The organism is Betaproteobacteria bacterium, from assembly GCA_009377585.1.
Lineage (GTDB): Bacteria > Pseudomonadota > Gammaproteobacteria > Burkholderiales > WYBJ01 > WYBJ01.
This window is the reverse complement of sequence record WHTS01000166.1, coordinates 1-9,978: the sequence shown is the minus strand read 5'-3', so window position 1 is coordinate 9,978 and position 9,978 is coordinate 1. Positions and strand designations below refer to the sequence as shown.

At 65.0% G+C, this 9,978-nt stretch carries 9 protein-coding genes; 4 read left to right on the top strand and 5 right to left on the bottom strand.

Features of this window, described 5'->3' with window-relative positions; genetic code table 11:
- The first annotated feature begins 16 nt into the window (after positions 1-16).
- On the top strand, positions 17-940 hold the full coding sequence (locus GEV05_28705; GenBank protein MPZ47272.1) for a hypothetical protein: 924 nt from the start codon (positions 17-19) through the stop codon (positions 938-940).
- Between the two features lie 280 nt (positions 941-1,220).
- Here GEV05_28705 and GEV05_28700 read toward each other — a convergent pair whose 3' ends face one another.
- Positions 1,221-2,447, bottom strand: coding sequence for an FAD-dependent oxidoreductase (locus tag GEV05_28700; GenBank protein ID MPZ47271.1), 1,227 nt, complete (start codon positions 2,445-2,447; stop codon positions 1,221-1,223).
- A 60-nt stretch (positions 2,448-2,507) separates the two neighbouring features.
- Between GEV05_28700 and GEV05_28695 the strand changes: the two genes are divergently transcribed.
- Positions 2,508-3,617 carry an NAD-dependent epimerase/dehydratase family protein gene (locus GEV05_28695; protein ID MPZ47270.1) on the top strand — a complete coding sequence of 370 codons (1,110 nt, stop codon included), beginning with the start codon at positions 2,508-2,510 and terminating at the stop codon, positions 3,615-3,617.
- 57 nt (positions 3,618-3,674) lie between these two features.
- On the opposite strand, the gene GEV05_28690 is transcribed toward GEV05_28695, so the two are convergent.
- Genes GEV05_28690 through GEV05_28680 form a run of 3 tightly spaced genes read right to left on the bottom strand, consistent with a single transcriptional unit; the run spans position 3,675 to position 6,652 of the window.
- Positions 3,675-4,661 (bottom strand): tripartite tricarboxylate transporter substrate binding protein, encoded by a 987-nt coding sequence (locus GEV05_28690; protein ID MPZ47269.1) that lies wholly within the window; start codon positions 4,659-4,661, stop codon positions 3,675-3,677.
- A 19-nt stretch (positions 4,662-4,680) separates the two neighbouring features.
- Positions 4,681-5,523: an amidohydrolase family protein gene (locus GEV05_28685; GenBank protein MPZ47268.1), complete on the bottom strand. Its 843-nt coding sequence runs from the start codon at positions 5,521-5,523 to the stop codon at positions 4,681-4,683.
- A gap of 49 nt (positions 5,524-5,572) precedes the next feature.
- The gene (locus GEV05_28680; protein ID MPZ47267.1) at positions 5,573-6,652 is read right to left on the bottom strand and encodes an NAD-dependent epimerase/dehydratase family protein; all 1,080 of its coding nucleotides are present in this window, start codon (positions 6,650-6,652) and stop codon (positions 5,573-5,575) included.
- A 112-nt stretch (positions 6,653-6,764) separates the two neighbouring features.
- Between GEV05_28680 and GEV05_28675 the strand changes: the two genes are divergently transcribed.
- Together GEV05_28675 and GEV05_28670 are read left to right on the top strand one after the other, a co-directional pair.
- Positions 6,765-8,012, top strand: a complete 1,248-nt coding sequence (locus tag GEV05_28675; GenBank protein MPZ47266.1) for a CoA transferase — start codon at positions 6,765-6,767, stop codon at positions 8,010-8,012.
- Positions 8,013-8,162: 150 nt separating this feature from the next.
- Positions 8,163-8,942 (top strand): crotonase, encoded by a 780-nt coding sequence (locus tag GEV05_28670; protein ID MPZ47265.1) that lies wholly within the window; start codon positions 8,163-8,165, stop codon positions 8,940-8,942.
- A 202-nt stretch (positions 8,943-9,144) separates the two neighbouring features.
- Here the strand turns inward: GEV05_28670 and GEV05_28665 are convergent.
- On the bottom strand, positions 9,145-9,978 hold an 834-nt coding region (locus tag GEV05_28665), incomplete at its 5' end, for an amidohydrolase family protein (protein ID MPZ47264.1).

Below are 9,978 nucleotides of genomic sequence, written 5' to 3'. Positions count from 1 at the left end.
GCGCTACGAACAGGACATGGCACGGCAGCGGGATCTTGAACGCGCTGGCTGGCAATTCGTAAGGATTCGTGGTGGTGACTTTTACCGTGATTGCGGTACGGCATTGGACCCGCTTTGGGCGGAGCTTGAGCGTCTCGGTATTCGACCGGGAGGCATCGATGAGAGCGCCGCGGAACCACCGCCGCCAGTTGACCCTCAGCACATGGTCCGCAAGGAGGTAGACGAAGTTATCGAGCCTAGTTCGTCCGGTGGGAACGCTGATACCCCTGTGCGCGAAGTCGATGAGGTTCCACCCAGTGCGGAAAGAGAGGATGACCAACTGGACATGCAACTAGTCCAATCTCCCGCGATTCCGCCGCAGGCTTCTAAGTCACCCTTCGAGCCCTATGTGGCATATGACGGGGCAGGTGGTGAAGATCCAAGAACAGTGAGCGCCGGCATTGTCGCGGAAGGACTTTGCCGCATCATTGAGGTCGAAGGACCCATGGTCGCGAAGCGTACGTACGACATCTATTTGCGCAGTTCCGGTATCAAGCGAATGGGCCGTGAACTGCGGAGTGCACTGAACAAGGCGCTCATGAACGCGATTCGCCAAGGGAAAGTGATATCGGAAGAAGAAACAGGAAGGCGTGGGTTGCTGTACTCAGTGGTTAGACTGAAAGGTAGCCAACCCGTAAAGCTCCGAAGCAGAGGACCTCGAACATTCGAGGAGATCCCGCCGAGCGAAGTGCAAGCTGCGGCAAGACAGCTTGCCGCACAGCGGAATCTCGATTCAGGTAGTGATCAGCATCTGCGTGCGGTGCTGGAGTGCTTTGATCTACAAAGATTGACGACGCAGGTCGGGACGATCCTCCTTGATATTTTCGACAAGAAGTACCCATACACTGACGATCTGTTGAGTGGTACCCATCAGAACAGCTTTCCCCGGCAGACTACGTAATGCCGGCGTGACCCAAAAGAAGGTTACCGGCTTTCCATTGAGACGTAGCTCGGTGTGCCGAGTAATTCAATAGGAAATCACCCCTTCGTTTTCCTACTGCCCCGCGCCGCGGCTGCGCCTACGATATGGCCGTGGGACTTCGCAAAAATGTGACGACCGGGTTTTCACCAGAGGAAATTCTGCGCGTGCAGGGCTCCGCGAATATGCAGCTGTGCTTGGCGCGACCGCTCGGGCGGGGCACACAAACCGGCGTCCATGACAGCACTATGTCGATTGCCGTTCACAGTCCGGCGACCGGAACCGCGATCTCGTTCAGCACCCCGGCTGGCGTGTGATGCGCCGCGGCGGCCGGCCGCCGCGCCTGTGGCACGCTGAGCGATTCGAGGTAGTTGCCGAGCTCGCGCCCCTCTGCTACCAGCCAGCGGCCGAAACGAACGCGCGCCTCCTCGTAGACGGCGAGCGCGGCATCGATCGATCCGTTTCGACTCGCAAGTGCATCGGCGAGCGCTTGGGCATCCGCGGCCGCCTTCGCGATCCCGGCGCCGCAGTGCGGCCGGGCGACGAACGCCGCATCGCCGAGCAGCACGACCCGGCCGAACACCATGCGCGGCGATTCGACATCGAAGATGGGCTGGAAGAAGGGCTCGCGGCTCTTGCACACGACCTCGGCGAGCTGCGGGCAGAGCATGCGGCTGGCCGTGGCGCGCATTTCCGCGACGATGTCCGGCCGGATCAGCGGCGGCGGCATCGAGGGCAGATGGACTTTGCCGGCGGCGTCGGTGCACAGGCGGCGCAGCTCCGTGGTCTCCGCAGCCGCGCGATACCAGACGAAGTTGTAACAGCGCTCTCCCGGTGCGGTCGAGTGCGTGGGGCCGGCCACCGGATAACCGAGCGCCTGGCTCGAAGGGGTCACACAGAACGCCATGTGATCGAGAAGAATGGCATGCGACTGCGCCGAGAGGTCGCGCTCGGCCGTGAGTCCACGCCAGGCGACATAACCGGCGAACGCGGGCTTCACTTCGGGCAGGAGCTGGGCACGCACGCTGGAGCGAATGCCGTCGGCCGCGATCAGCAGATCACCCTCGGCGGCGGTGCCGTCGGCGAAACAGGCGCGCACCCGGTCCGGAGCCTGCTCGACCCGTTCCAGCGCCTTGCCGCGATGATAGTGCGCGTGCGGAAAGACGCTCATCAGCGCGTCGTGGAGGCGACCCCATGCGCTGAGCGTCTGCCTGAGCGCATTGCGCGCCACGATCTCGCCCGACGGGGCGATCGCCACGCGGCCCACGACTTCGCAGCCGATGCTGTCGTCGAGCCGGATGCCGCACTGCTCCAGCGTGCGCAGCTGCCCCGGATGCGTGACGATGCCCGCGCCGCGGCCCGCGAGCGGCTCGCGCACGCGCTCGTAGACGTCCACAGACCAGCCGCGACGGCACAGCAGCGCCGCGGCAAACAAGCCACCGAGCGAACCGCCGATGACGAGCGCGTGCGGTCGATCCCCGGGCGTCATGACAGTTGCGCTGCAGTCATCTTCCGATGTTCACCGAGCCGGGAGCCATGATACGGGATAATGCGCCAACGCCATTTCCATGGGCGCACGGAAGGTGACTGTGGCATGACGACGAAGATACAACGCGTCGCCCTGGTTTCGGGCGCCTCCGGTGTAGTGGGCCGCCGGCTTGCCGAGCATCTTGCGCAGCAGCCGCAATGGCGGGTCATCGGCATTGCCCGCCATGCGCCGGACGACGCAGGACCGATCGAGTGGATGGCGCTCGATCTGACCGACGCGGCCGCCGTGCAGGCGGCGGCGCACGATTTTTCCGCTGTCACGCACATCTTCCATTGCGCCCGCTACGCCCATGCGACCACGGCCGCCGAGCCGATCGAACCCAACCTCGCCATGCTGCGCAATCTCGTGGATGCGACCGCGCGCCACTCGACTGCGCTCGAGCACGTGCACCTCGTGCAGGGTTCGAAGTATTACGGCTCCGAGCTCGGTCCGTACAAGACGCCGGCGCAGGAAAGCGACCCGCGGGTGCTGGTCGGGAACTGGTATTACGCGCAGGAGGATTGGCTCGCCGAGCGTGCGCGGGGCAAGCGCTGGCGCTTCAGCGCGAGCCGCCCGCACGGCGTGTGCGATGGCGAGCTCGGCATCGTTCGCAGCATGGCGCGCGTGCTGGCCGTGTATGCCGCGATCAGCAAGGCGCTCGGCCTGCCGTTGTGCTTTCCCGGCTCGGCTGCGAGCTATCGCGCGCTCTATCAATGCACCGACGCCACACTGCTTGCGCAGGCCATCGCCTGGATGGCAACCGAACCGAAATGCGCGGGCGAGGCCTGCAACGTAACCAACGGCGACTACATCCGCTGGATCAATCTGTGGCCGCGCTTCGCCGAGTATTTCGGTATGGCATGCGGTCCGGTTCGCACCGTTCGCCTCGCGCAGGCCATGGCCGACAAGGCGCCGGTCTGGGAGCGCATCGTCGCCGAGCACGATCTGGCGCCGACCCCGTTCGAGCAAACCGCGCTATGGCCGTATGGCGATTTCATCTTCAACGCCGGCTACGACATCATGTCGGATACGTCGAAGCTGCGCCGGTTCGGCTTCTGGGAGACGGTCGACACGGGCGAGATGTTCCTGCGGCTGTTCGATCACTTCCGGCGCTATCGGATCGTGCCCTGACGGCGCGCCGTTGCTTTGCCTGATGCCACCCGTGCGTGGCGGGCGTTCCCGCGGTCATCAATTGGCGCGGATGCCGGCCGTACTGATCACACGCTGCCACAAGGCAAGTTCCTTGCGAATGTGCTCGGCGAACGCCTCCGGCGAGTTGGCGACCACGATGGCGCCAAGCCCGGATATGCGGCTGCGCACCTCCGGCAGCGCGAGCACCGCGACGATCTCCTTGTTCAGCCGGCGCACGATTTCCTGCGGGGTGCCGCGCGGGAGCACGATGCCCTGCCACTCGTACACCTCGAATCCCGGCACTCCGGCTTCGATTACCGTCGGCACGTCGGGCAGCGCGCTGGAGCGCTGTGCGCTGCTGATGCCGAGCGCCAGCAGCTTCCCCGCCTTCACTTGCGGCAGCACCGGGGGCACGGTGATGAATATGGATTTCACCTGGCCGCCCAGCAAGTCCTGCATCGCCGGGCCGCCGCCCTTGTAGGCCACGTGCACGATATCGGTCTTGGTCGTGATCTTGAAGAGCTCCATCGTCAGATGGTTCGCGCTGCCGACACCGGCCGTCCCGTAGCTCAGCTTGCCGGGATTGGCGCGCGCGAAAGCGATGAACTCCTTGACCGAGCGCGCCGGCACCGAGGGGTGGATGGCGAGCACGCTGGGGAGAACGGCCATGAGGGTCACCGGCACGAAATCGCGCACCGTGTCGTACGGCAGTTTCTTGTGCAGATAGGGATTGGCGCCGTGCGCGATGTTCGCCGTCATCATCGTGTAGCCGTCGGGGTTCGACTGAGCCAGGATGCTGGAACCGAGGATGGACCCCGCACCCGGTCGGTTGTCGACCAGCACTTGCTGGCCCAGACGCTCGCCGAGCCGCTGTGCGACGATGCGCCCGAGAATGTCTGTGCCGCCGCCGACGGCGTACGGGATGATGAAGCGGATCGGCTTGGATGGATATTCCTGCCCCGATGCGCTGCCGACTCCGGCAGCAGCGAGCAAGGCCAGCAATACCGGCCGCCGCAAGCACAACCGAAACCCAGGAGATCGCATATCGGCCTCGCGGCGCCGGTTAAGGCGCGATCCCGAGAAAGTTCGCCGCGTTCCGGTAAACGCACTTCTCCATGTTCTCGGGCTTGAGCGGCAGCTTCACGAACCACTCGGCATAGGCCTGCAACGGGACCAGCGGGTAGGCGGTGGCGAAGATGAAGCGATCGGCGAGGAATCCGTTGGCGGCCTTGAGGTAGTCGTCCATTCCGGGCATGTTGTAGAGGTACATGTCGGGCGAGACGTACACGTTCGAGCGCCGGAAGGCGACGTGGATGATCTCGCTCACCCACGGCCAGTTGCCGTGCGACACCGCGATACGCAGATTCGGGAAGTCGGCCGCGACCCGATCGAGCTGGATGGGATTCGAGTAGCTCAGGTCCGGCCCGGCATTGCCTCCGGTCATGATGACGACCGGGACGTTGCGATCTTCGAGATGGGCGTATATGGGATAGAGCCTGCGGTCGTCGGCATACAGGGGCACCGGGTAGGCGCCCGGCTCGATCGTCACGCCGACGAATCCGCCTGCGAGCGCCGCATCGATTTGCGCGATGGCGGCCTTGCGGTTGGTCGGATCGATCGCGGCGATGGCCGAGAAGCGTCCGGGATGTTCCTTCACGATCGCGGCCACGTCCTCGTTCGATACCGACCCCAGGAAGTCGGATGTCCGGCCGGTGATGACACCGTGCACGACGTTCACCGCTTTCATCTCCTCGAGCAGCAGCGGCATGGAGCGCTGCACTGCGGAAGGCGCCGGTTCCAGTCCTAGTTGGCGCGTGAAGCGATCGCGCCGCTCGCCGTTCGAGTACATCACCATGCTCAGGAAGCCCTTGAGCGGCGGGCGGACGCGGAAGTCGATGATCTTCATGATGCTCCTCCGGTGGTTTGAATGACTACGGCCGGCGTGAATCGGCCGGTTACGGGATGATGCCGTCGCGGCGGTACGATTCGAACACGCGCAGGAACATGGCCTCGGTGTCCACCACTTCGTGGAAGCCCGCGCGCCAGGCCTTGCCCATGTCCGAGACGATATCGTGCCCCGATGAAAACACGAAGTCACCGTAGCGCCATGAAACCAGATCTTCGTAGCGATACGGCCCGAGGCCATGTGCCGCGACGAGTTGCTGCCACAGCGCTCCCTTGTCGGCCATGGTTTGCATGAGATTGAGCCGCCGCGGCGGCACGGGCTCCAATCCGAAGAAGCGCGCGAAGCTCGGCCAGACGTTCTGCCAGCGGATGGGATCGCCGTTCACCACGTTGTAGGCCTGGTTGGCGCACGCAGGCTCGGTTGCCATCCACGTCATCGCGCGTGCCAGCAGGCCCGCGTCGGTGCACTGATAGAGCGCCCGATAGGCGGCCTCGGTGCCCGGGAACGCGAGCGGCAGATCGAGCGCCTTGCATAGGGTCGCATACACGGCGATGACGCTCGCGAGGTTCATCGGATTGCCGAGCGCAAAGCCGATCACCGCATGCGGGCGCGGCGCTGTCCACGTCCAGCGCTTGCCGTGTTGACGCTCGGCGAGATAGTCCTGCAGGTCGTAGTAGAAGTTCGGCGACATGTGCCGCGAATCGTCTTCGCGGGCCGGTGTCTTGAAAGGACCCAGGTGGCTGCCGTAGTACTTCGTTCCCTGCATGAAGAGCACGTGCGCGAGCCCGCGTGCAACCGGCTCGATGCATTCGACCACATTGCGCAGCAGCGCGAGGTTCGGCGCCACCATCGCGGCCGCATCCGCATGCTCGCTATAGGCCGCATGGAAAATGTGCGTGACGTCGGCGAGCGCGCCCAGCGATTGCGCGCATGCATCGCGGTCCAGGAGGTTCACGGGCAGGTGCGTGTAGCGGCCCGCGACATCGGGCTTGCGGCGCGAGACGGCGTACACCTGCCATTGCCCGTCGTTGCACAGGTGCGCGAGCAGATTGCGGCCCACGACGCCGGTTGCTCCGGTGACCAATGCGACGCGCTGCGCGCCGGTCGGATGCGTAGGGACTGCGGACATCGGTTGCGATCGTAGGCGCGCTGCCGGCGGGGATTAGCGCTATGGTAACCTCGCCCTGCAACAGCGGCAAAAGATCGCTCCGCGTGTTGTCTGCATGCGCTCACCGATCGCCATGACGCACGACGCCAAAGCCTTGCCCTTCCACGATCTGCCGGCGCGCCCGCTCGGCGACGGGTTCGAGCTGCTCGCCGGAATCCGCGTGCTCGATCTCACCACCTCCATCGCCGGCCCCTACGCGGGCATGCTGCTCGGCGACCTCGGCGCCGAGGTGATCAAAGTCGAGCGACCCGGACGCGGCGACGATTGCCGCGCCTGGGGCCCGCCGTTTCTCGATGGCGAGTCGCTGTGGTTCCTTTCGGTCAACCGCAACAAGCGCTCGCTGGCGCTCGACTATTCCGCAGACGCAGGGCGAGTGGTGCTGCACGACCTGGTTCGAAAGAGCGATGTCGTGCTGGTCAACCTGGTCTCGCGTGCGCAGCGCAAGCTCGGCGTCGATCACGAGACGCTCGCCCGCCTGCGGGCCGATCTCGTGCATGTCTCGCTCACGGGTTTCGGGCTCGAAGGCGCACGGGCCGACATGCCCTGCTACGATCTGATCGCCGAGGGCTACTCCGGTGTGATGGACCTGACTGGCGAGGCGGAGAACGATCCGCAGAAAGTGGGCACGCCGGCGGCCGATCTCATCGCCGGCATGGATGCGGCGCTCATCAGCGTCGCGGCGTTGTTCGATCGCGCACGCACCGGTCGCGGCCACGCGCTCGACGTTTCCATGGTCGACAGCATGACGCGCTTCATGTCGCCGCGGATCGTGCCGTATCTCGGCTCGGGCATCGTTCCCCGGCGCACGGGCGCCAAGGACAGTGTCATCGCCGTCTACCAGGTGTTCAACGCGGCCGACGCGCCGATGAACCTCGCGCTCGGCAACGACGCGATCTGGCAGCGCTTCTGGACTGCGGTTGGCGAGCCCGTGGTTGCGGAGGATCCGCGCTACGCGACCGGCGCGCAGCGCCAGGCCGCGCGCGCCGACATCGTGGCTCGCATCGCCGCGGTGCTCGGGACGAAGCCGCGTGATCATTGGCTAGCGGCGCTGGCCGCGGCGAAGGTCCCCGCCGGACCGATCTATCGCGTGGATGAAGTCGCCGCCGACGCGGCACTGCGCGAACGCGGTGTCGTGTATCGGCTCGAGCACGACGGCCGGGCCATTCCCCAGGTCGGCCTCGGCATCCGGGTCGACGGCGTAGCCGCCGGTATTCGCTTAGCACCCCCGCGGCTCGGCGAGCACACCGATTCGGTGCTCTCCGAGATGCTTGGATACGACGGAAAGCGGATCGCCGACTTGCATTCGGCTGGCGTGGTGTAATTCCTCTGCTTCCGGCGTCCCCGGAGGCACAGGGTGACAAAGGCATTCTTCGTCACTCCCGCGCAAGCGGGAGTCCAGGCATGTCGAACGAATCTGGATTCCCGTTTTCACGGGAATGACGCCTACGGCGCATCCGATAGGAGATAGCTCTTGGCATACGAAACGATTCTGTACGAGGAAGACGGCCCGATCGGCTGGCTCACGCTCAATCGCCCGCACGACGGCAACATGTTCAACGTGACCATGTGCCACGAGATTCGCGACTGCATCGACGCCATCCGGCGCGAAACGCGCACGCGCGTGCTGGTCATCACCGGCGCGGGCGACAAGTTCTTCTGCATCGGCGGGCGCAAGGACGGGCTCGAAGACACGACGCTTTATGCCGGCATGCTGCCGACGCTGGAAATCTACGAGTCGATCGACCGGCTGCAGAAGCCGGTGATCGCCTCGGTGAACGGGTTCGCGGTCGGTGGCGGCCAAGTGCTGCAAGTGATGTGCGATCTCACCATCGCCAAGGAAAGCGCGGTATTCCGCCAGGTTGGACCGATGATGGGCAGTTTCGATGCGGGCTACGGCACCTGGTACCTGGAAGACCTGGTCGGGAAGAAGAAGGCAAAGGAAATGTGGTACCTCAATCCGAGGTTGAGCGCGAAACAGGCGCTCGACATCGGGCTCATCAACCGAGTCGTGCCGGATGACAAGCTGCGCGAGGAGACGCGCAAGATGGCGCTCGAGGTGTCCGAGCGCGGCGCCTTCGCGCTGGCCGCGATCAAGGGCGCCTTCAATGCGCGCCATGGCGGCGTCGGCGGGCTCGCGCGCGTGTCGCACGATCTGCTGCTGCGGCTTTATCTCGAAACCGACGAGCACGAGGAGCTCGGCAAGGCGTTCGGCGAGCGGCGCTCACCGGATGCGGGGAAGTTCGGGCATTGATTTCGGTGTTCGGGTAGACCGCTCCACACCACCCCGCCCGCTGGCGCGGGCACCCCTCCTCGTGAGCAGTATTAGCCCCGCAGGCGGGCAGGCGCGGTTAAGAAACCTGGTTGGGTTTCTTGAGAGAGGAGGGGAAAGCACCAAAGACTTCCCCTCCTTGTCGAGGAGGGGCGGGATGCGACTATGTCGCAGACGGGGTGGTCTAAACCGACCGCAACACCTTCCCCGGCCGCGCGGAAGTCGGCTTGCCTTCCAGGTACAGCGTCTCGCCGTTGACGATCACGCGCGAAATACCCTCGGCCTTGCAGTAGAGCCGCGAGCCGCCCGCAGGCAGATCCTTCACAGGCGTCGGCCGAAGCGGCGAGCTCACCCGCTGCGGGTCGAATACGACGATGTCCGCAGCCGCGCCGACCTGCAACCGGCCGCGATCCTTCAAACCGAAGAAATCCGCCGGCTCGGAAGTGATGCGCTTGATCGCATGCTCGAGCGACAGCGCCTTTTCCTCGCGCACCCAGTGGCCGAGAAGCCACGTCGTATAGCCCGATTCGCACAGCATGTCGAGGTGCGCGCCGGCGTCCGACAGCCCGATCATCGTGCGCGAATCCGTGAGCAGATTGCCGATGCCCGCGTGATCGGTGTTCGCGCGCGGCACGACGAACTTGATCTGCATGTTGTCTTCGACGGTGAGATCGAAGAAGGTGTCGTTCGCGTCCTTGCCGCGCTCGTCGGCGATCTCGCCCACGGTCCTGCCCTCGTAGCGCTTCATCGCGGCATTCTCGACCGACACCACGATCACGTTGCGCGCGAGCGTGGACCACTTGCGGCCTTCCTTCAGCTCCTCCTTGAAGCGCGCGCGGAAGCCGGTATCGGCATAGATCGCCATCTGCTTCTCGAAAGAGGCGTCGAACAGCGCGCGCGCCGAGGTCATCTCCGAGAACATGAAAGGCCGGCGCAGGTTCATGTCGAACAGGATCGGGCGGGTGAGGATCTGCGGCATGGCGCCGCGCCGGATCAGCGGCTCGATCCGGTCCAGGAT